The organism is Actinomadura mexicana (assembly GCF_900188105.1).
Taxonomy (GTDB): Bacteria; Actinomycetota; Actinomycetes; order Streptosporangiales; family Streptosporangiaceae; genus Spirillospora; species Spirillospora mexicana.
In genome coordinates this window covers 37,373-57,105 of record NZ_FZNP01000011.1, presented here as the reverse complement: position 1 = coordinate 57,105, position 19,733 = coordinate 37,373, and the positions used below count along the sequence as shown (strand labels likewise).

The window sequence follows — 19,733 nt, the reverse complement described above, 5'->3', positions numbered from 1 at the left end:
TGCGATGCTGCGCGCCAGGAGCGAAGTCCGGTGGAAAATCCGGCGCTGTCCCGCAACTGTGGTGCCTCTCTCGAAGTGGCCGAGCCAGGTCGCCTCCTCGCGCGCCGACGCTTGTCGACCTCGTGGAAGGGCGATCCGTCATGACGGGCCGCGGCTTCCCTGCAGCCAGGAGGCTCCTGTGAGACCCGTACGCACCTTGGGCGCGGTGATGGCGATCGGCATCGTCACGTTGGCCGCCGCATGCGGCGGCGGCGACGACGGCAAGACCGGCGGCACGCCGGACGGGAAGACCGTCACCGTCCAGGCCGCCAACGGGGCCGTGTCCGTCCCCGCCAAGCCGAAGCGCATCGTCTCCCTGTCCCCCACGCACACCGAGACGCTCTTCGCCATCGGCGCCGGGCCGCAGGTGGTCGCGGTGGACGACTACTCCAACCACCCGGCCGGCGCCCCGCGGACGAAGCTGTCGGGCTTCAAGCCGAACGCCGAGGCGATCATCGCCTACAAGCCGGACCTCGTCGTGCTGTCCGACGACCTGGACGGCATCGTCAAGTCGCTGGAGAAGGTGAAGGTCCCCGTCCTGCTGGAGCCGGCGGCGACGAACCTGGACCAGGCCTACGACGAGATCGGCGACCTCGGGCAGGCCACCGGGCACCAGGCCGAGGCCAAGAAGGTCACCGACGGCATGCGCGCGGACATCCGGAAGACGGTCGCCGCGTCGTCCAAGGGCAAGGGCCTCACGTACTACCACGAGCTGGACAACCAGCTCCACTCGGTGACGTCCAAGACCTTCGTGGGCCAGGTGTACGGGCTCTTCGGCCTGCAGAACATCGCCGACAAGGCGAACAAGGCGTCCGGCGACTACCCGCAGCTGTCCCGCGAGTACCTCCTCAAGCAGGACCCCGACCTGATCTTCCTGGCCGACACCAAGTGCTGCGGGCAGAACGCCGCCGCCCTCACCAAGCGCCCCGGCTGGTCGGACCTGGACGCGGTCGGGCACGGCGGCGTGGTGGAGCTCGACGACGACATCGCCTCCCGCTGGGGGCCGCGCCTGGCGGAGTTCGTCAAGGCGATCGGCGACGCGGTCCAGAAGGTTCAGTGACCGCTGACGCCGAGGACGCCCGCCCGTGAGCAGGCGCCGACCGCACACCGGGGACGTCCCGGCCGACGCTGGGGATGCGGCCGGGACGTCCCCGGACGTCCGCACACGTCCCGAGGACGTCTCGGGACGGGAGCCGGGCGCCTCCGTGCGTCCCGATGGGGGCGTGATTCCTCAGGCTGCCCGCGCTGCTTCCGAGGACGTCTCCGGGCAGGAGCACGCAGCCGAGGTCTCCGGCGGCCGCGGAGAGGCGAGGACGCGCTCCGACGGCGCCGGTTCCTTGGGCCTTGACGGCTCACCGCCCGGCCGGCAGGGCCAGGCCAGGCTGCGGCCACTGCCGCTGGCGGTGGCGGTCGGGATGCTGCTCGCGACGCTGTTGGCGGGGGTGCTGGTGGGGTCGGCCGGGCTGCCCGTCGGCGGGGTCATGAAGGCGCTGGCCGACAGGATCCCGTTCGTGCACGCCGACAGCGGGTTCGGCGTCATCGACGAGAACGTGCTGTTCCAGCTGCGGCTGCCGAGGGCCCTGATGGCGGCCCTGGTCGGCGGAATGCTCGCCGTCGCGGGCGCCGGGTATCAGGGAGTGTTCCGCAACCCGCTCGCCGACCCGTACCTGCTGGGCGCGGCGGCGGGGGCGGGGGTCGGGGCGACGCTGGTCATCGCACTGGTGCCGGGCGACCCCGGGTACACCGTGCCGCTCGCGGCCTTCGTCGGCGCGATCGGCGGGGTGGCCCTGGCCTACCTGCTGGGCAGCGTCGCGGCGGGAAGCGGGAACGGGACGGCGACGCTGGTGCTGGCCGGCGTCGCGGTGTCGTCCTTCCTCGCCGCGGTGCAGACGCTGATCCAGCAGATGAAGTCGGAGGAGCTGCAGCGGATCTACTCGTGGATCCTCGGCGGGGTCGGGTCGGCCGACTGGCGCCAGCTGGCGCTCGTCTTCCCCTACGCGCTGGTCTCCACCGTGGTGCTGCTCGCCCACGGCCGGCTCCTCGACGTGCTGAGCGTCGGCGACGAGGAGGCGGCCTCGCTCGGCCTGTCGGCGACGCGGGTCCGGCTGACGGTGCTGGTGGCGGCGTCGCTGGCGACGGCGTCGGCGGTCGCGGTGAGCGGGCTGATCGCGTTCGTCGGCATCGTCGTCCCGCACGTGGTGCGGCGGCTGGCGGGCGGGTCGTACCGGATCGTGCTGCCGCTGTCGCTGCTGGGCGGCGCGGCGTTCCTGGAGGTGGCCGACCTCGTGGCGCGGACGCTGATCAGGCCCGGGGAGCTCCCGCTGGGCGTGGTGACGGCGTTCGTCGGCGGGCCGTTCTTCGTCGCGGTGCTGCGCGCGTCCCGCCGGCAGGTGGAGATGTGACCGTCTCGGTGCGGGGCCTGGACGTCGCGCTCGGCGGGCGCCCGGTGCTGAAGGGAGTGTCGCTGGAGGTCCCGGCCGGGTCGTGGACGGCGGTCATCGGGCCGAACGGCGCGGGGAAGTCGACGCTGCTGCGCGCGGTCCTCGGCCTGGTGCCGTCCCGTGGCGAGATCACCCTCGCGGGCGCGGATCTGCAGTCGATCAAGCCGAGGCAGCGCGCCCGGCTCGTCGCCTACGCCCCGCAGAGCCCGAGCCTTCCGGTGGGCATGACGGTCTACGACTACACCCTGCTGGGGCGCTCCCCTTATGTCCCGCATCTGGGCCGGGAGAGCGCCCGCGACCGGGCCATCGCCGGAGAGGTCCTCGACCGGCTGGGCCTCACCCCCTTCGCGTCCCGCCCCCTGGACCACCTGTCCGGCGGTGAGCGGCAGCGCGTGGTGCTGGCCCGCGCCCTCGCGCAGCAGACCCCGGTGCTGCTGCTGGACGAGCCGACGACCGCGCTCGACATCGGCCACCAGCAGCAGGTGATGGAGCTGGTCGACCGGCTGCGGCTGTCGGACGGGCTGACCGTGGTGACCACTATCCACGACCTGACGCTCGCCGGGCAGTACGCCGACGGGCTCGTCCTCATCTCGGGGGGACGGGTGGCCGCGTCGGGCCCGCCCGGCCTGGTCCTCACCCGCGACGCGGTCGAGGAGCACTTCGACGCCCGTGTGAGCGTCACCCCCGGTTCGGACGGCCGGCCGATCCTGTCACTGGAGCGCCCGTGAAGCTCGAAACGGTGTGGCGGGTCGAGGACGGAAGGCGGCTCGCCTCGACGCTCTGGCGGGCCGGCCCCGGCCATCGGATGATCTCCTCGGCGATGCTGGGCGGCGGCATCGGCCCGGCCGGCTGGGTGCTGAACGCCCAGGTGCCCGGCGCCTACGCGCGCACCGACCCGGTCGCGCACCTCGCCGAACTCGCGGCGGCGGGCGGGCTGGAGGGCCCCGGCGTCGGGATGCTCACGGCGGCCTCGGTGGCGCGCACGGTGCGGCGGGACGGCGAGGGCGTGAGCGTGTCGGCGACGGTCGGGCTGCGCGTCCCGACCTGGGCGGCCTCCCCCGCCGGTGCGCCCGATCCCGAACTGGCCCCGCTGGACGAGGACGCAACGCCGGCCTGGAAGCCAGGGACGATCAACATCGTGGTCGCCGTCCCCGTCGAGTTGAGCGACGCGGCGCTGGTGAACGCGGTCGTCACCGCGACCGAGGCCAAGACGCAGGCGCTGCTCGAAGCGGGCTTCCCGTGCACGGGCACGGCGTCCGACGCGGTCTGCGTCGCGGCCGCGACCGGCGGAACGCCGGAGGTGTTCGCCGGGCCCCGCTCCGCGTGGGGCGCGCGGATCGCACGGACCGTGCACGCCGCCGTCCGCGCCGGGGCCCTGGACTACGCCGCCCGGCTGGAGGCGCGCGGCTAGCACCGGCCGCCGTACCACCCCGGTGCGGTACGGCGGCCGGTCTCAGGGCCAGTGCAGTGTGGGGTCGGGCCTCACCTCCTACCTGTGCGTCGCGCGACCGGCATGACGGTCAGCCGGCGTGGGGAAGGCGATGCCCGTTGTGTCCACCGTGTCCGTGGTGACCGTTGCGGCGCAGGGGGTCGGTGGCGAGCGGGTCGCCGCCGTCCAGCAGGGATCCGTTCATCGGCGGCAGGGAGTGCAGCCCGGTCGGCGGCTCCCGGTCGACGGCGGGGCGCGGCCCGGGCGGGCCGGGGTCCGCGCGCCCCTCCGACAGCGCGGTGAGCGCGTCGACGCGGCGGCGCGCGCGCTCGGCCTCGGCGCGGGCGGCGTCCCGCTCGGCGGTCAGCGCCCGCACCGCGGCGCGCAGCTCCTCGACGGCGCGGGCGAGCTGCCAGCTGTGCCGCTCCAGCTCGCGTGCCCGCGCCTGGATCTGGTCGCGGTCGGCCACGGCCTGCCCCCGCTTGGCCTCGGCGTCGCGGACGGCCGAGCGCAGGTCCTCGGCGGCGCGGGTGGCGGCGGCGGCCTCGACGCGCTGCCCCTCGACGAGGGTGTCGGCCTCCGACAGCCGCCCGTGCAGGGTGACGAGTTCGGCGCGGGCGCTCTCCAGGGAGGCGAGCAGCTCGCCCTCCCGGGAGGCCATGCGGTCGCGCTCGCGCTCGGCGGCGAGGCGGGCGGCGCCCGCGCCGTCGGCGTCGTCCCTGGCCTCCTGGCGCTCCCGCCGCGCGGCGTCCCGTTCGGCCGCGAGCCGCTCGGCCTCGGCGCGGGCGGACGCCGCCTCCTGCTCGGCCGCCTCGGCGCGGGCGCGCGCGGTGGCCGTCTCGCGCCACGCCACCTCGGCCTGCCGCTGGGACGCGTCGCGCTCCCGCTGGGCGATCGCGACCAGCCCGGCGGCCTCGGCGCGGGCCTCGGCGATCCGCCGCTCGACGCCCGCCACGCTCAGCTCGGAGATCAGCGACCCGGCGAGCCGGTCGGCGAGGCCCTCCAGCCGGTCGACCATCTCCCACGTCCAGGCGACCTGGCCGGTGAGGCCGGGCGACTCCAGCCCGCGTTCCCTGCTCTCGCGCGCGGCCCGCTCGCATGCGCCGTCGCCGTCCTGGCAGTAGCGGACGGTGCGGGCGCCGCGCACCGGCTGCGGCACGGGCCGTCCGCAGCCGGCGCACGGCCAGACCGCGACCGGGTCACCGAGGCGTGCGATCCCGGCGCGGTCGTCTTCGGGGGCCGGCGTCTCCCCCGCGCCGCCCGGCGGGAGGTCCGGCAGCGCACCGGAGGACCCGCGCGGACGCGCCGGGTCGTCCCCCTCGGCATAGGCGGCGGGGTCGGGGATGACAGGAAGGTCGGTCTGCGTCGGGGCGGCGGGGGTCGGGGCGACGTTGTCGAACGGGGCGACCTTCTGGTCTTCCATGTGCCGTTGTACGCATCGGTGTCCGGAGGCGTTCGACGTTCGCGGCGACGAGTTGCGCGCCGGCCCTCACGGCGGCGTCAGTCCGCGTGTCCGCGCAGGTAGGCCTCCCGCACGCGGCGGCGGCTGAGTTTGCCGGACGGCGTACGCGGTAGCGATTCGCGGAATTCCAGGCGCCGGGGGTTCTTCAGTTTCGCCAGCCGGGGGCCGCAGTGCGCGAGCAGTTCGGCGGCGAGGCCCTCCCCCGGGTCGGCGCCCTCGGCGGGCTCGACGAGCGCGACGGCGCACTGCCCCCAGTCGTCGTCCGGGACGCCGATGACGGCGACGTCGGCGACCGCCGGGTGCTGGAGCAGGACGGACTCGATCTCGGCGGGGTAGACGTTGACGCCGCCGGAGATGATGAGGTCGGTGCGGCGGTCGCTCATGTAGAGCCAGCCGTCCTCGTCGAGGTGGCCGAGGTCGCCGGGGGTGTAGTAGTCGTCCCGCATGGCGGCGGCGGTCTTGGCCGGGTCGCCGTGGTACTCGAACCCGGGCTGGCCCGTCGCTTAGATGAGACCGGTCTCCCCCGGCGGCAGCTCGGCGCCCTCCGGGTCGAGGATCCTGATCCGCACGCCGTCGACCGCCGCCCGCGGCGGGGAAGATCGTCCGATGCAGGACAGACTTTTTCCATGACCTTGCTCGTCCAGGCATTTACCATTGGGCGTCAGATCGAAGGACGATACATCGTGCTTTCCGCGGCGACGGAGCCGGAATGAGTGAGTCGGGCAACGGGAACTCTGACGCGCCGCTCGACCGGCTCGTGCGCGCGGCGGTTCCCGGCCTGATCGTCGGTGTGGTCTCCGGGCTGATCGCCAACCAGGTGCTGAAGCTCGTCGACGCGGTCGCCTGGCTGCAGACCGTCCTTCCGCTGACCGTCATCGCCCTGGTGATCGTGGCGGTGTCGGTGGCGCTGTTCCGCTCCGAGCGGGCGGGCACCGCGCTGAAGCGGCTCTCCAGGAGCCTGCCCTGGAACGCCGAGGCGGTCGCGTGGGCGTGCGCCGGCGCGGCGGTCATGGCGGCGGTCCTGCTCGCGTGGACGGGCGCCGTCTCGCTGGCGGAGCGCGCGCGGCCGTGCGGGCAGCCGCTGGAGCTGCGCGTCGTCACCTCTCCGGAGACGCTCACCTCGCTGCGCGACGCAGCCAAGGGCTTCGAGGAGGGCAGCGAGGAGCGGGGCTGCCGGGAGTACAGCGTCACCGTCGCGCCGGAGCCGGAGTTCGTGCAGCTCTCCGAGGCGTTCGGGCGGTTGTGGCGGCGCAGTGAGCCTCCCGGCGGCGAGGCGGCGCCGGCGACGCAGGACGAACGGCTCTACGGTCCGCAGCCCGACGTCTGGATCCCGTCGTCGACGGCCGAGTTCGACTACGTGGAGAAGGGCCCGGACCAGGTCCGCAGGGCGCGGGGCGCCGGTCCCCCGAGCCCGGGCCCGTCCGCCAGGGCCGATCCGGTGTTCACCACGCGCGGCTCGCTGGGGTCGTCGCCGATGGTGCTCGCCCTGTTCGGCGGCGACCACGCCCAGGTGGAGGACACGGCGATCAAACCGCCGCAGCGCCGCACGACCGACCTGCTTCAGCGCTTCGCCCGGGCGGGGGTGGAACTGCGCGAGATCGCCCGTCCCGTCCCGGAGACGTCGGCCGCCGCGCTGGCGGTGACGCCCGTCCTCTACGACGCGCTTCCGGGCAGCGACCAGCAGGACGAGGGGTTCGCCGAGCCCACCGACCTGGTGGCGCCGGACGCGGTCACGCTGCTGTGCAAGGCCCGCCAGGGCGCCCACCCGCCGGACCGCGTCGCCTTCGCCGTTCCCGAGCAGGTCGTCAGCGACTACGACGCGGGGCGGCTCAAGAAGCAGTGCGGCGCCGCGGACGCGCCGGGCGCCGGGGGCGAGTGGACGCTGTACCCCTACTACGCGGAGGACCTGCCGACGCTCGACTACCCGTTCATCCAGGTGACGTGGCGCGGCCAGGACACGCGGGAGCGCGACGAGGCGGTCACCGCGTTCCGCCGGTGGCTGACCCGCCATCCGCTCACCCGGCAGGGCCTGCGGGACGACAGGGGCGCCATGCCGTCCGCGCACGAGGGCGACTCGGCCCGCCAGGACCTGACGGCCCTGTGGACCCTGCTCGGCCCGAACATCATCCCGAACCGGATGGATCCGAAGCCGCTGGAGCCGACGGGCGATGACCGCGGCGGGAAGTACGTGGCCGAAAGACTCCAGCGCGTCGCCGCGGCCCGTCCCCCGGCCTCGGTCTCTCTCATGCTGGACGTGTCGGGATCGATGGACCGCCCGGCCCAGGGCCGCGACACCCGTCTGACGCGCAGCGTCTCCTTCCTGCAGAGCCTGGTGGCCCAGCTGCAGAGCCGCGACAGCGCGGGACTGCAGGTGGCGTCGGAGAAGAAGCCGCCCGACAGCCCGTACACCCTGGAGAACGTGCGGCACGCCGGGACGAGCCCCGACCAGAAGAACCGCATCACGAGCCATCTCCAGGCGGTCGCGACCGCCGGCGGCGACGTCGCGCTCGCCGACATGATCGGCAAAGCCGACGTGGACCCGGGGTCGAACCTCATCGTCGTCACCGACGGGCAGTCCCCCGGGACCAACGGCCCCGGACCGTCCTCCGGCGAGGCGGCCGCGAGATTCCGTGACCGGCACCGGGACGTGCGGGTGACCGTGGTGCTGACGGGCCCGACGGGCTGCGGCGCCTCCCCCGTCAAGGAGATCGTGGACGCGTTCGGCCCCTCCGGAGGCAAGGGCTGCGTGTCGCTGACGGGCGCGCCGGAACCGCAGCAGGCCGCCCAGCTCCTCTCCGACCTGCGATGAACGGAGGGCCATGACGCGACGGCGGCGACGGTTCACCCCCCACGGGCGGAAGGCGTGGCTGAGCGCCGTGGGCGGGGCCGCGGCGGCGCTGGTGTGCGCCGAGGCGCTGGCCTTCTGGCCGGGCTCCTCCTACCAGGCCCTGACCTCGCACTGCGACCGCTCGGAGCTGGTCGTCGCGGGCGGCACCGACGTCAGCCTGAACAGCCAGCGCCGCCAGCTGATCCAGAAGTGGAACACCGGCGGCAACCCGCACGCCACGCTGGTGGAGATCGCGGAGTCCACCGACTCCCAGCACAGCCAGATCAAGGCGATGCAGGAGTCCCGCGGCTGCGGCTACGACGTGCTGGTCATGGACAACACCTGGACGGCGGAGTTCGCCGCGGGCGGCTACCTTCGGCCGCTCGACGGCATCGGGAACCGGAGCGACTTCTTCCCCGCCGCTCTGGAGACCGGGAAATGGCACGGGAAGCAGTACGCCGTCCCGTTCAACGTCGACGTCGGGCTCCTCTACCGGCGTGACGGCGCGCAGGCCCCGCGCGACTGGCCGCATCTGCTCGACTCCGGCATCGCGACGCAGCTCGACGACTACGAGGGGCTGACGGTCAACGCGCTCGAAGCGGTGTGGAACGACGGCGGCGCCGGCCTGCTCACCGGAGAGGAGCACCCGGACGAGAAGGCGTTGCGGGCGAAAGTGTTCCCGGCGTTGAAGACGATGGCGGCGCGCGCCTCCGACCCGCTGCCCGCGTCGCGCACGCGCGGCCCCTTGGCGGCGTCGCGCTCGTTCGACGAGCAGAAGAGCATGGAGGCGTTCATGTCCGGGACGCCGCTGATGCGGAACTGGCCGTACGCGTTCTCCACGCTCGCGACGGAACCGGGGATGCGGGACGGGAAGCGCCTGAGGTACGGGGTGGCCGCTCTTCCCGGCCGCACCGTCCTCGGAGGCCAGAACCTCGCCGTCTCCAAGTACTCCCCCCACCCGGACACCGCGCTCCGGCTGGTGGAGTATCTGAGCGGAACCGAGAGCCAGCAGCTGCTGTTCTCGTGCGGCGGCTTCGCGCCGGGACGCTACAGCGCGCTCGGGCTGCGCCCCGGCCGGCACGGCGCCGCCGACGTGCAGGTGCGGAACTGCTCGGCCTTCACTCGGGAGCGTCTCGATCCCGGCGACGTCGAACTCGACCAGGCGCAGCTGACCGAGCTGGGGACGGCCGTGGTGCAAGCGCTGGACCGGGCGCAGCCCCGTCCCGCCACGCCGCACTACAGTACGTTCACCGGCACGTTCCGCGGGTGCGTGCAGAAGCTCTTCGACCGGACGGGGACGGACGCCGAGACGTTCGCCAGGGCCGTGGAGCGCTCGCTCGACGGGCGCACGGCGTCCTGCTGACCGTGCTCGGCCAGTGTCCTGGCTCCGAGCCGTCGCCAAGATCACTCTGTAACGGCCGAAGCGCGGAAGCCCTCAGCCGTGGCGGCGGGTGATGGCCAGGTAGGGCAGGCACAGCGCGGCCACTGCGGCAGAGGCCCCGAGCGCCGCGGGCACGCTGACAGGCAGCAGCGCTCCGCCGAGCATGGTGCCGATGCCGATGCCGGCGTACAGGGCGGAGGAGTTCAGCCCGACCACCACGGCCGTCTCCTCGGGCGCCGCGCGGATCAGCCGCACCTGCTGGGCAGGGGTCTGGAACCAGGTCGCCGCACCCCAGGCGACCATCAGCAGGGCGGTCAGCGGCAGCCAGTGCGTGCCGGTCGCCGTTGCGCAGGTGAACGCCGCCAGCGTCACCGCGAGCACGGTGAACCCGACCGTCTGCACCGGCAGGGGGCCGTGCCGGTCGACGCGTGAGCCGGCGGCCAGGTTGCCGGCGACAGCACCGGCGCCGTACAAGAACAGCAGCCACACCTCGGCCGGCCCGGAAGCTCCCAGGGAGTGCAGGATCGGAATGGTGAAGGCGTACAGGCCGTAGCCGGCGGTCATTCCCAGCACCGTCAGGGGCAGCACCGCCAGCACCCCGGGGTGGCCGAGTGCCGCCAGGCGTCTGCGGAGCGGGATCGCAGGACTCCCGGGAAGCGCGGGCATCGCGGCGAGCACGCCCACCGCGCACACCGCGCACAGCACCGCGACCAGCCCAAGGGCGGCACGCCAGTTGAGGGCCTTGTCCGCCAGGTTGCCCAAGGGGACGCCCAACGCGGTGGCGAGGGTCAGTCCGCCGATCACCACCGCCAGGGCACGGGCCCGCTGGGCCGGGGCGACCAGGGATGAGGCGACCGCACCTGCGTTCGGGGTGAAGGCGGCCGCGCCGGACGCGGCCAGCACGCGGGTGCCCATAAGGAACGCGAAGTTCGGGGCCAGCGACGTCCCCAGATTGGCCAACGCCAGCACCGCCAGGGCACCGACCAGCAGCGCACGCCGAGGGATTCGAGCCAGGACGGTGGCGAGGATCGGTGCCAGCACGGCGTAGGTGACCGCGAAAACCGTCGCCGACTGGCCCGCCGTGCTCTGCGAAACATGCAGCGAACCCGCCATGGCCGGGAGAAGCCCGGCCACCACATAGGCATCGGTGCCGACGGCGAAGGTCCCCAAGGCAAGCACCAGGGTGCGCCGCAGGCCGTGCGGGGCCTCCACCTTCGGCGCGTCCCCCTGCGTTGTCAGACCCTGGCGAACCGAGGCGCCCCCCGGAACCAAACGATATATCGGGATGTTCATTCTCCTCATTCCTCGGATGGGACGTTCCGGGTTCGGAACGGCCTGAGAGCCTCAGTCGGTCGCGGAGGCGATGATGCGTTCGTAGTTGCGTCGGGTGCGCGCCGCCCCATCCGGGGCCTTCGCCATCAGGTCGGCGATGGTCTGGCCGGCCAACTCTCGCCGCCAGGCCAACTCCGCGCGGCGCATCACCGTGGAGATCCCGCAGAGGTGGTCGAACTCCGGCCCGGCGTCGCGCGCCCCTTCGCCGCGGCGGCGGATCTCGGTGCAGCGGAACGCCTCCAGCGGACCCTCCAAAGCGGTGACGACCTCTATCACCGAGATGTCCTCGGGGGCGCGGGCCAGTGACCAGCCGCCGCGCACACCGGGACCGGAGCCCAATATCCCGGCCCGCGCCAGCGGTTGCAGCCGCTTCTTCAGATACTCCTGCGGCAGATCGAACCAGGCGGCCAACCGGCGGATCGGCACCGGCGCCCTGTCCTGCAGCCAGCCGAGGGTCACGCAACAGTGCAGGCCCCACTCGACACCCTCACCCATCCGCATAACCAGGATGGTACATGTCCCGGTTCAGTGGCTTCGCAGGGCATCCAGATCGGACGCTAGCGGGCGCCTTCGAGGGCCGCTCGGGCCATGCCGTGCAGGAGGCCGGCCATCGCGGCGCGGTCGAGGCCCTGCGCGGCGCTGCGCGGGGTGGAGTTGAGCAGGCCGAAGCAGGCGTGGACGGCGGCGCGGGTGCGCTCGTCCGGCGGCCGGGGGCCGAGGCGGCGCAGGACGGCGACCCACTCCTCGACGTAGGCGCGCTGGAGCCGGCGGATGCGGTGGCGCTGCGGCTCGGGGACGTTGTCCAGTTCACGCTCGTGCACGGTGATCAGCGCGGGGTTGTCGAGGGCGAACGCGATGTGCCAGCCCAGCAGGGCGTCGAGGGCGCGCCCGGGGTCGGGGTCGGCGGCGCGGCGCAGGCCCTCGGCGAGCAGCCGTTCGCTGATGTCGAGGAGCATCTCGGCGAGCACGGCCTCCTTGCCGCTGAAGTGGCGGTAGAGGGCGGGGCCGGTGAGCCCGACGGCCCGGCCGAGGTCGCCGATGGACGCCCCGTGGTAGCCGCGGCGCGCGAACAGCTCGGCGGCGGCGCCGAGGATCTCGGCCCGGCGCGGGTTGGGCGGGCCCGGCGGCGCCTCGGCGGGGTGGGACGTCATGCGGCCCAGTCTAGACTAGAGTTGTTAACGACCGTTAACATCAGCATTGTTAATGAGCGTTAACCGGGAAGGGGGGTCATGAGCGGACCCGAGATCGGCTCGCGCGCCGACGTCGCGGGCGAGGCGTTCAAGGCGAGCGCCGCGCACAACGAGGCGCTCGTCGCGGAACTGCGCGACCGCGTCGACCGGGCGGGCCGCGGCGGACCCGAGCGCGCCCGCGAGCGGCACGTGGCGCGCGGCAAGCTGCTGCCCCGCGACCGGGTCGACACGCTCCTGGACCCCGGCTCGCCCTTCCTGGAGCTGTCGCCGCTGGCGGCGAACGGCATGTACGGGGACGAGGCGCCCGGCGCGGGGATCATCACCGGCGTCGGGCGGGTCTCCGGCCGCGAATGCGTCGTCGTCGCCAACGACGCCACCGTCAAGGGCGGCACGTACTACCCGGTCACGGTGAAGAAGCACCTGCGGGCGCAGGAGGTGGCGCTGCACAACCGCCTCCCCTGCCTCTACCTGGTCGACTCCGGCGGCGCGTTCCTGCCGCGCCAGGACGAGGTGTTCCCCGACCGCGAGCACTTCGGCCGCATCTTCTACAACCAGGCCACGATGTCCGGCCTCGGCATCCCGCAGATCGCGGCGGTGCTGGGCTCCTGCACGGCGGGCGGCGCCTACGTCCCGGCGATGAGCGACGAGGCCGTCATCGTCCGCGGCCAGGGGACGATCTTCCTCGGCGGGCCGCCGCTGGTGAAGGCCGCCACCGGCGAGGTCGTGACGGCGGAGGAGCTGGGCGGCGGCGAACTGCACGCGCGCACGTCCGGCGTGACCGACCACCTCGCCGATGACGACGCGCACGCGCTGCGGATCGTCCGGGACATCGTCGCCACGCTGGGCCCGCGCGAGCCGCGCCCGTGGGAGGTCGCGCCGCCCGAGGAGCCGGCCGCCGACCCGTCCGAGCTGTACGGGATCGTCCCGCCGGACTCGCGCACCCCCTACGACGTGCGCGAGGTCATCGCCCGGATCGTGGACGGCAGCCGCTTCCAGGAGTTCAAGAAGGAGTACGGCGCCACGCTCGTCACCGGGTTCGCGCGCGTCCACGGGCACCCGGTCGGGATCGTCGCCAACAACGGCATCCTGTTCGGCGAGTCGGCACAGAAGGGCGCGCACTTCATCGAGCTGTGCGACCGGCGCAGCGTCCCGCTGGTGTTCCTGCAGAACATCACCGGGTTCATGGTCGGGCGCGAGTACGAGGCGGGCGGCATCGCCAAGCACGGCGCGAAGATGGTGACCGCCGTCGCGTGCGCCCGCGTCCCGAAGTTCACCGTCGTGATCGGCGGCTCGTTCGGCGCCGGCAACTACGCGATGTGCGGCCGGGCGTACTCGCCGCGCTTCCTGTGGATGTGGCCGAACGCCCGCATCTCGGTCATGGGCGGCGAGCAGGCGGCGAGCGTCCTCGCCACCGTCCGCCGCGACCAGATGGAGGCGCGCGGCGAGGAGTGGCCCGCCGCGGACGAGGAAGGGTTCAAGGCGCCGATCCGCGAGCAGTACGAGGCGCAGGGCAACCCGTACTACTCGACGGCGCGGCTGTGGGACGACGGGGTGATCGACCCGCTCGACACCCGGCGCGTGCTCGCGCTCGGGCTGTCGGTCGCGGCCAACGCACCGCTGGAGCCGGTCGGCTACGGCGTCTTCCGGATGTGAGGGTGTTGATGTTCGACAGCGTCCTGGTCGCCAACCGCGGAGAGATCGCCGTCCGCGTGTTCCGCACGCTGCGGCGGCTCGGCATCCGGTCGGTGGCCGTGCACACCGGGGCCGACGCCCTGGCGCGCCACGTGCGGGAGGCCGACGAGGCCCTGCTGATCCCGTCGTACCTGGACATCGAGGCGGTCGTCGCGGCCGCGCGCGACGCCGGCGCGTCGGCCGTGCACCCCGGATACGGGTTCCTCGCCGAGAACACGGCGTTCGCGCGGGCGTGCGGCGAGGCGGGGCTGGTCTTCATCGGACCGCCGGCCGGGGCGATCGACGCGATGGGCGACAAGATCCGCGCGAAGCGGACCGTCGCGGCCGCCGGCGTCCCCGTGGTCCCCGGGCGGGACGAGCCCGGCCTGTCCGACGCCGAACTGGAGGCGGCGGCGCTGGAGGTCGGGCTGCCGGTGCTGCTCAAGCCGTCCGCGGGCGGCGGCGGGAAGGGCATGCGGCTCGTCCGGGACGCCGCGGACCTGCCGGAGGCGATCGCCTCCGCCCGGCGGGAGGCGCGCGGCTCGTTCGGCGACGACACGCTGCTCGCCGAGCGGTTCGTCGAGAACCCGCGGCACATCGAGATCCAGGTCTTCGCCGACGCCCGCGGCGGCGCCGTCCACCTCGGCGAGCGCGAGTGCAGCCTCCAGCGCCGGCACCAGAAGATCGTCGAGGAGGCGCCGTCCCCGCTGCTGGACGCCGCCGCGCGCGAGCGGATGGGCGCCGCCGCCGTCGCCGCCGCGCGGGCCGTCGGTTACGTGGGCGCCGGGACGGTCGAGTACATCGTCTCGGCCGACCGCCCCGACGAGTTCTTCTTCATGGAGATGAACACCCGGCTCCAGGTCGAGCACCCCGTCACCGAGCTCGTCACGGGACTCGACCTGGTCGAGCTCCAGCTCCGCGTGGCCGCGGGGGAGCCGCTGCCGTTCACGCAGGACGGCGTGCGCCTCGACGGGCACTCCATCGAGGCCCGCGTCTACGCCGAGGACCCGGCCCGCGGCTTTCTGCCCACGGGCGGGCGGGTCCTCGCCCTCAGCGAGCCCGAGGCCGCGCGCGTCGACTCCGGGCTGGACGTCGGGACGGAGGTCGGCGGCAACTACGACCCCATGCTCGCCAAGGTCATCGTCCACGGCGCCGACCGCGCCGAGGCGCTGCACAAGCTCGACCGGGCGCTCGCGTCCTACACGCTGCTCGGCGTCCCGACGAACGTCGCGTTCCTGCGCGCGCTGCTGCGGCACCCCTCGGTCGTGTCGGGCGACCTCGACACCGGCCTGGTCGAGCGCGCCCTGGACGACCTGGTGGCCGGCGCGTCCGTCCCGCCCGAGGTGCTCGCCGCCGCCGCGCTGGAGCGAATGCTCGACCTGGAGGCCGGCGACGACCCGTGGGACGTCCCGGACGGCTGGCGACCCGGCGCCCACGCCTGGGCGCCGTGGATCATCACCCCGTCCGGCGGCGACCCGGTGGAGGTCCGCGTCCAGGGCAGGGCGGCGTCCGCGCGCGTCGCCGTCGGCGGAGAGCCGCCGGTCACCGCGTCGCTGACCAGGCCGTTCACGCTGACCTACGGTGGAAGGACGACCTCCTTCGCCGGCGCCCGGGACGGGCGCACCCTGTGGCTCGGGCGCGACGGGCACGCGTGGGCGCTGAGCGAGCACGTCCGCGCCGAGGGCGGGGCCGACGCCGCCGCCGCGGGCGACGGCGTGCTGCGCAGCCCGATGCCGGGCACGGTCCTGGCGGTCAAGGCGGCCGAGGGCGACCAGGTCGAGGCCGGGCAGCCGCTCGTGGTCGTCGAGGCGATGAAGATGGAGCACACCGTCACCGCGCCGCTCGCCGGCGTCGTGGCGAAGCTGCCGGTCCGCGCGGGCGCGCAGGTCGCCCTCGACGCGGTGCTGGCCGTGATCGAGGAGGCATGACGGTGCCGGTACCCCTTTCCGGCCTTCCCGAGCGGGTCACGATCTACGAGGTCGGGCCGCGGGACGGGCTGCAGAACGAGAAGGCGGTCGTCCCCGCCGAGGTCAAGGCGGAGTTCGTGACCCGGCTGGCGGACGCGGGGCTGCGCACGATCGAGACGACCAGCTTCGTCCATCCCTCGTGGGTGCCGCAGCTCGCCGACGCCGAGCAGCTGCTCGACATCCTGCCGCGCTCCCCCGAGCTGCGGTATCCCGTCCTCGTGCCGAACGAGCGGGGCCTGGACCGGGCGCTGGCCAACGGCGTCACCGAGATCGCGATCTTCGGCAGCGCCACCGAGACCTTCGCCCGCCGCAACCTGAACCGCACCGTGGACGAATCCCTCGCGATGTTCGCCCCGGTCGTGGAACGCGCGCGCGCCGAAGGACTCTGGGTGCGCGCCTACGTGTCGATGGTGTGCGGCGACCCGTGGGAGGGCGACGTCCCCGTCGAGCAGGTCGTGTCCGTCGCGTCCCGCATGATGGACCTGGGCTGCTCCCAGCTCAGCCTCGGCGACACCATCGGCGTCGGCACGCCCGGCCAGGTCACCGCGCTCATCGAGGCGCTGACCGGGGCGGGCATCGGTACCGACCGGCTCGCCATCCACTTCCACGACACCTACGGGCAGGCGCTGGCCAACACCCTCGCCGCGCTCCGCGCGGGCGTCACCGTCGTGGACGCCTCGGCGGGCGGCCTCGGCGGCTGCCCGTACGCCGAGAGCGCCACCGGCAACCTGCCCACCGAGGACCTCGTCTGGATGCTGGACGGCCTCGGCGTCGAGACGGGCGTCGACCTCGCCGGGCTCGTGTCCACGAGCCGCTGGATGGCGGGCCGCCTGGGCCGTCCCAGCCCCTCCCGCGTAGTGCAAGCCCTGTCACCTGAATCGGAGTAGCCAATGATCGACTTCACGCTCGGCGAGGAGCAGGAGGAGCTGCGGCGCACGGTCGAGCGGTTCGCCCGCGAGAGCGTCGCCCCGGTGATCGGGGACCTGTACGAGCGCGGCGAGTTCCCCTACGAACTCGTCGCCGCGATGGGGAAGATGGGGCTGTTCGGGCTGCCGTTCCCGGAGGAGCACGGCGGCATGGGCGGCGACTACTTCACGCTCTGCCTCGCCCTGGAGGAGCTGGCGCGCGTCGACTCGTCCGTGGCGATCACCCTGGAGGCCGGGGTGTCGCTGGGGGCGATGCCGATCTACCGGTTCGGGTCCGCGGAGCAGAAGGAGCGGTGGCTGCCGCGGCTCACCTCCGGCGAGCGGCTGGCCGGCTTCGGGCTGACCGAGCCGGGCGGCGGGTCGGACGTCCCCGGCGGCATGCGCACCACGGCCCGGCTGGACGGCGACTCCTGGGTGATCAACGGGTCCAAGTCGTTCATCACCAACTCCGGCACCGACATCACCGCGTTCGTGACCGTGACCGCGTTCACCGGCGACGGCGAGATCTCCACGATCCTCGTCCCGAACGGGACCCCGGGCTTCACGGTCGGGCGCAAGTACTCCAAGGTCGGCTGGTCGGCGTCCGACACGCGGGAGCTGTCCTTCGACGACGTCCGCGTCCCGGCCGAGAACCTCGTCGGCGAGCGCGGCCGGGGGTACGCCCAGTTCCTGCGGATCCTGGACGAGGGGCGCATCGCGATCGCCGCGCTGTCGGTCGGCCTCGCCCAGGGCTGCGTGGACGAGTGCCTGCGCTACGTCCGCGAGCGGGAGGCGTTCGGCAAGGAGATCGGCCGGTACCAGGCGATCCAGTTCAAGGTCGCCGACATGGAGACCCGGGCGCACACCGCCCGGCTCGCCTACTACGCGGCGGCCGCGAGGATGCTGGCGGGCGAGCCGTTCAAGAAGGAGGCCGCGATCGCCAAGCTGGTGGCCTCCAACGCCGCCATGGACAACGCCCGCGACGCCACGCAGGTCTTCGGCGGCTACGGCTTCATGAACGAGTACGCCGTCGGCCGCTTCTACCGCGACGCGAAGATCCTGGAAGTGGGCGAGGGCACCTCGGAGGTGCAGCGCATGCTGATCGCCCGCGCCCTCGGCCTCCCGCCGTCCTGACGCGCGCCGCCCGGCGGCGCCCGGTGCCGCCGAGCGCGGGCCTCCCCGCGTAACGTGCGAGTTCCGCCTGCCGCGAAGCCCGGCGCGGTAGGGTCGGCGAATGCTGCTGCGCGCCTACGGGATCGCCCGCTCCCTGGTCATGTACCACGGAATTCCGGGCAGGCACCGGCGCGCGTCGCGCCTCTACGGGGAGTTCCTCGGGCCCGGCGACATCGCTTTCGACATCGGCGCGCACGTCGGCGGCCGCGTACGCGTGTGGCGGGGGCTGGGAGCGCGCGTCGTCGCGGTGGAGCCGCAGCCCGACTGCCTGCGCGTCCTGCGCCTGTTCTTCGGCCGCGACCGCGGCGTCGTCCTCGTGCCGGGCGCCGCCGGCGCGGAGCCGGGAAGGGCGCACCTGGCCCTGTCCACCGCGACGCCGACGGTGTCCTCGATGTCGCCCGGCTGGATCAAGGCGGTGACGACGGACCGCGGCTTCGCCCGCGTCCGCTGGGACCGCTCGATCGGTGTCGACGTGACCACGCTGGACGAGCTCATCGCCCTGCACGGCGTGCCGGCCTTCTGCAAGATCGACGTCGAGGGCTTCGAGGCGGGCGTGCTGGCGGGGCTGTCCCGGCCGCTGCCCGCCCTCTCCTTCGAGTACGTGCCGTCCGCGCACGGCGCCTCCCTGGAGGCGCTGGACCTCGTGGAGCGGCTGGGCGACTACGTCTACAACTACTCCCCCATCGAGACGATGCGGCTGGCCAGCCCCCGCTGGCTCGACGCGGCCGAGCTGCGGCGGCGGCTGGAGAGGATCCGTCCGCGCGGGCGGTCGGGCGACGTCTACGCCCGTCTGCGCGAATCCGGCGGCTGATGGGGCTTCTCGCACCGGGCGGTCGCCTCGCTTCAGGGCCCGGTCGCCTGGCCCGCAGGCCCTGAGCGGCGGTCCGGCTCAGCCGGAGGACGCCGCGAAGGCGGCGAGCCGGGCTTCCACGTCGTCACGAGGCAGCTCGCGAAGGACGACCCTCGACTCCAGCGCCTCGTGCAGGACCGGATACATGTTCGTCGGGGACCACTGGGCCTGGATGGACCTCTCGTCCAGGAACAGGGTGGGAAGGCCGTCGACCACGGGGACCCCCTCGAAGGGGGCGGAGCCGGGGAAGAACAGTGCCGGCTTCGCGTCGGCGCCCGGGTAGTGGAACCCGATCCGCTGGTGCTCGATCAGCTCGCGCGCCTCCTGGTGTTCCCGCGGGGTCAGGCCCCGGTTCTGCGCGTACCGCACGAGCGCGGGGTCGGTCGGCTCGGCTCCGAGGTAGCCGGGGCCCGCATGGCGTTCGAGAGCGTCCTGGGCGAGCGCGAAGAAGTGGTACATCCGGTCCTGGACGCCGGTCAGCCCGAGGACGAAACCGCGCCGGCCGCGGGGGTCGAGCAGCAGGATCTCCCGCCCGTCCAGAAGGGCGAGCACCTCGCGGACGTAGGAGAGGGTCTCGTACTGGTCTTCCAGTTCGTCCACCAGCGGCGCGACCTGGGGCCGGGCTCGCAGCCGCCGCCGCGCGCCCTCGTCGCGGCTGAGCATCGTCATGGCCGCCAGGAGGACGAAGGGCAGGGTGTGGTGGGCGCGGACGAGGTCGGGAGACGCCCCGAACAGCTCGTCCTGCGCACTCGGCCCGCCCTGGGCCGCGAACTCCTTCGCCAGGTGCAGGTAGCGCTCGGTCATCTCCATGACCGCGTCGACCGGGACCGTCACCGAGCCGCCCCGCTCGACGAGCACACCGCACACGAAGGCCATCATCCCCGCGCGGAAGACGTCGCCGGCCCCGAAAGAGGCGGCCAGCTCCGCCATGGCGGCGTCGACGTCGGTGATGGATCCCAGGAACGCCTGCACCTCGTCCCGGCCGATCAGGTCGGTTCCGGCCCGGCACTCGCCCAGGTCACTCGGCTGCCGGACGAACTGCGCGATCCCCACCGTCTGCGACATT

General features: G+C 73.7%; 17 protein-coding genes. 11 read left to right on the top strand and 6 right to left on the bottom strand.

The genetic code is table 11. From position 1 onward, the window contains the following. The first annotated feature begins 178 nt into the window (after positions 1 to 178). The 4 genes from CHC11_RS26695 (at position 179) to CHC11_RS26680 (ending at position 3,891) form a co-directional block, all read left to right on the top strand. Positions 179 to 1,099: an ABC transporter substrate-binding protein gene (locus tag CHC11_RS26695; protein WP_245919814.1), complete on the top strand. Its 921-nt coding sequence runs from the start codon at positions 179 to 181 to the stop codon at positions 1,097 to 1,099. A gap of 355 nt (positions 1,100 to 1,454) precedes the next feature. Beyond that, positions 1,455 to 2,441, top strand: coding sequence for a FecCD family ABC transporter permease (locus CHC11_RS26690; protein WP_089314757.1), 987 nt, complete (start codon positions 1,455 to 1,457; stop codon positions 2,439 to 2,441). Next, a complete protein-coding gene (locus CHC11_RS26685; protein ID WP_089314581.1) occupies positions 2,438 to 3,208 on the top strand; it encodes an ABC transporter ATP-binding protein in 771 nt (256 codons plus the stop codon). Before CHC11_RS26690 ends, CHC11_RS26685 begins: the two co-directional genes overlap by 4 nt. After that, complete coding sequence (locus CHC11_RS26680) at positions 3,205 to 3,891, top strand: adenosylcobinamide amidohydrolase (protein ID WP_089314580.1); 687 nt, start codon at positions 3,205 to 3,207, stop codon at positions 3,889 to 3,891. Before CHC11_RS26685 ends, CHC11_RS26680 begins: the two co-directional genes overlap by 4 nt. A 109-nt stretch (positions 3,892 to 4,000) precedes the next feature. Here CHC11_RS26680 and CHC11_RS26675 read toward each other — a convergent pair whose 3' ends face one another. Further along, positions 4,001 to 5,332: a hypothetical protein gene (locus CHC11_RS26675; protein WP_089314579.1), complete on the bottom strand. Its 1,332-nt coding sequence runs from the start codon at positions 5,330 to 5,332 to the stop codon at positions 4,001 to 4,003. A gap of 77 nt (positions 5,333 to 5,409) precedes the next feature. Then, entirely contained in the window at positions 5,410 to 5,817 is a 408-nt protein-coding gene (locus tag CHC11_RS26670; protein WP_245919812.1) for an AMP-binding enzyme, read from the bottom strand. A 263-nt stretch (positions 5,818 to 6,080) separates the two neighbouring features. Between CHC11_RS26670 and CHC11_RS26665 the strand changes: the two genes are divergently transcribed. Together CHC11_RS26665 and CHC11_RS26660 are read left to right on the top strand one after the other, a co-directional pair. Next, positions 6,081 to 8,180 carry a vWA domain-containing protein gene (locus CHC11_RS26665; RefSeq protein ID WP_089314578.1) on the top strand — a complete coding sequence of 700 codons (2,100 nt, stop codon included), beginning with the start codon at positions 6,081 to 6,083 and terminating at the stop codon, positions 8,178 to 8,180. Between the two features lie 10 nt (positions 8,181 to 8,190). Further along, positions 8,191 to 9,561: an extracellular solute-binding protein gene (locus CHC11_RS26660; RefSeq protein ID WP_089314577.1), complete on the top strand. Its 1,371-nt coding sequence runs from the start codon at positions 8,191 to 8,193 to the stop codon at positions 9,559 to 9,561. Between the two features lie 72 nt (positions 9,562 to 9,633). Here the strand turns inward: CHC11_RS26660 and CHC11_RS26655 are convergent, their stop codons facing one another. Genes CHC11_RS26655 through CHC11_RS26645 form a run of 3 tightly spaced genes read right to left on the bottom strand, consistent with a single transcriptional unit; the run spans position 9,634 to position 12,062 of the window. Continuing rightward, complete coding sequence (locus CHC11_RS26655) at positions 9,634 to 10,872, bottom strand: MFS transporter (protein ID WP_089314576.1); 1,239 nt, start codon at positions 10,870 to 10,872, stop codon at positions 9,634 to 9,636. A 51-nt stretch (positions 10,873 to 10,923) separates the two neighbouring features. Then, positions 10,924 to 11,412 carry an RrF2 family transcriptional regulator gene (locus CHC11_RS26650; RefSeq protein ID WP_089314575.1) on the bottom strand — a complete coding sequence of 163 codons (489 nt, stop codon included), beginning with the start codon at positions 11,410 to 11,412 and terminating at the stop codon, positions 10,924 to 10,926. Positions 11,413 to 11,468: 56 nt separating this feature from the next. Continuing rightward, a complete protein-coding gene (locus CHC11_RS26645; protein WP_089314574.1) occupies positions 11,469 to 12,062 on the bottom strand; it encodes a TetR/AcrR family transcriptional regulator in 594 nt (197 codons plus the stop codon). Between the two features lie 78 nt (positions 12,063 to 12,140). On the opposite strand from CHC11_RS26645, the gene CHC11_RS26640 reads away from it, so the two are divergent. The 5 genes from CHC11_RS26640 (at position 12,141) to CHC11_RS26620 (ending at position 18,628) form a co-directional block, all read left to right on the top strand. Next, a complete protein-coding gene (locus tag CHC11_RS26640; RefSeq protein WP_089314573.1) occupies positions 12,141 to 13,754 on the top strand; it encodes a carboxyl transferase domain-containing protein in 1,614 nt (537 codons plus the stop codon). An 8-nt stretch (positions 13,755 to 13,762) separates the two neighbouring features. Continuing rightward, complete coding sequence (locus CHC11_RS26635) at positions 13,763 to 15,700, top strand: ATP-binding protein (protein ID WP_089314756.1); 1,938 nt, start codon at positions 13,763 to 13,765, stop codon at positions 15,698 to 15,700. 2 nt (positions 15,701 to 15,702) lie between these two features. Next, positions 15,703 to 16,626 carry a hydroxymethylglutaryl-CoA lyase gene (locus CHC11_RS26630; RefSeq protein ID WP_245919810.1) on the top strand — a complete coding sequence of 308 codons (924 nt, stop codon included), beginning with the start codon at positions 15,703 to 15,705 and terminating at the stop codon, positions 16,624 to 16,626. 3 nt (positions 16,627 to 16,629) lie between these two features. Further along, positions 16,630 to 17,778 (top strand): acyl-CoA dehydrogenase family protein, encoded by a 1,149-nt coding sequence (locus CHC11_RS26625; protein WP_089314571.1) that lies wholly within the window; start codon positions 16,630 to 16,632, stop codon positions 17,776 to 17,778. Between the two features lie 100 nt (positions 17,779 to 17,878). Continuing rightward, positions 17,879 to 18,628: an FkbM family methyltransferase gene (locus tag CHC11_RS26620; protein ID WP_089314570.1), complete on the top strand. Its 750-nt coding sequence runs from the start codon at positions 17,879 to 17,881 to the stop codon at positions 18,626 to 18,628. A gap of 78 nt (positions 18,629 to 18,706) precedes the next feature. Here CHC11_RS26620 and CHC11_RS41610 read toward each other — a convergent pair whose 3' ends face one another. Further along, entirely contained in the window at positions 18,707 to 19,732 is a 1,026-nt protein-coding gene (locus CHC11_RS41610) for a hypothetical protein (RefSeq protein WP_089314569.1), read from the bottom strand. Position 19,733 lies beyond the last annotated feature (1 nt).

What these genes read in the sequence shown, in the direction of transcription:
- CHC11_RS26620 (WP_089314570.1), top strand. Translation starts at nt 17,879, where the DNA reads ATGCTGCTGCGCGCCTACGGGATCGCCCGCTCCCTGGTCATGTACCAC.
- CHC11_RS26665 (WP_089314578.1), top strand. Translation starts at nt 6,081, where the DNA reads ATGAGTGAGTCGGGCAACGGGAACTCTGACGCGCCGCTCGACCGGCTC.
- CHC11_RS26675 (WP_089314579.1), bottom strand. Translation starts at nt 5,332, where the DNA reads ATGGAAGACCAGAAGGTCGCCCCGTTCGACAACGTCGCCCCGACCCCC.
- CHC11_RS26690 (WP_089314757.1), top strand. Translation starts at nt 1,455, where the DNA reads ATGCTGCTCGCGACGCTGTTGGCGGGGGTGCTGGTGGGGTCGGCCGGG.
- CHC11_RS26635 (WP_089314756.1), top strand. Translation starts at nt 13,763, where the DNA reads ATGTTCGACAGCGTCCTGGTCGCCAACCGCGGAGAGATCGCCGTCCGC.
- CHC11_RS26670 (WP_245919812.1), bottom strand. Translation starts at nt 5,817, where the DNA reads ATGCGGGACGACTACTACACCCCCGGCGACCTCGGCCACCTCGACGAG.
- CHC11_RS26625 (WP_089314571.1), top strand. Translation starts at nt 16,630, where the DNA reads ATGATCGACTTCACGCTCGGCGAGGAGCAGGAGGAGCTGCGGCGCACG.
- CHC11_RS26655 (WP_089314576.1), bottom strand. Translation starts at nt 10,872, where the DNA reads ATGAACATCCCGATATATCGTTTGGTTCCGGGGGGCGCCTCGGTTCGC.
- CHC11_RS26650 (WP_089314575.1), bottom strand. Translation starts at nt 11,412, where the DNA reads ATGCGGATGGGTGAGGGTGTCGAGTGGGGCCTGCACTGTTGCGTGACC.
- CHC11_RS26645 (WP_089314574.1), bottom strand. Translation starts at nt 12,062, where the DNA reads ATGACGTCCCACCCCGCCGAGGCGCCGCCGGGCCCGCCCAACCCGCGC.
- CHC11_RS41610 (WP_089314569.1), bottom strand. Translation starts at nt 19,732, where the DNA reads ATGTCGCAGACGGTGGGGATCGCGCAGTTCGTCCGGCAGCCGAGTGAC.
- CHC11_RS26640 (WP_089314573.1), top strand. Translation starts at nt 12,141, where the DNA reads ATGAGCGGACCCGAGATCGGCTCGCGCGCCGACGTCGCGGGCGAGGCG.
- CHC11_RS26660 (WP_089314577.1), top strand. Translation starts at nt 8,191, where the DNA reads ATGACGCGACGGCGGCGACGGTTCACCCCCCACGGGCGGAAGGCGTGG.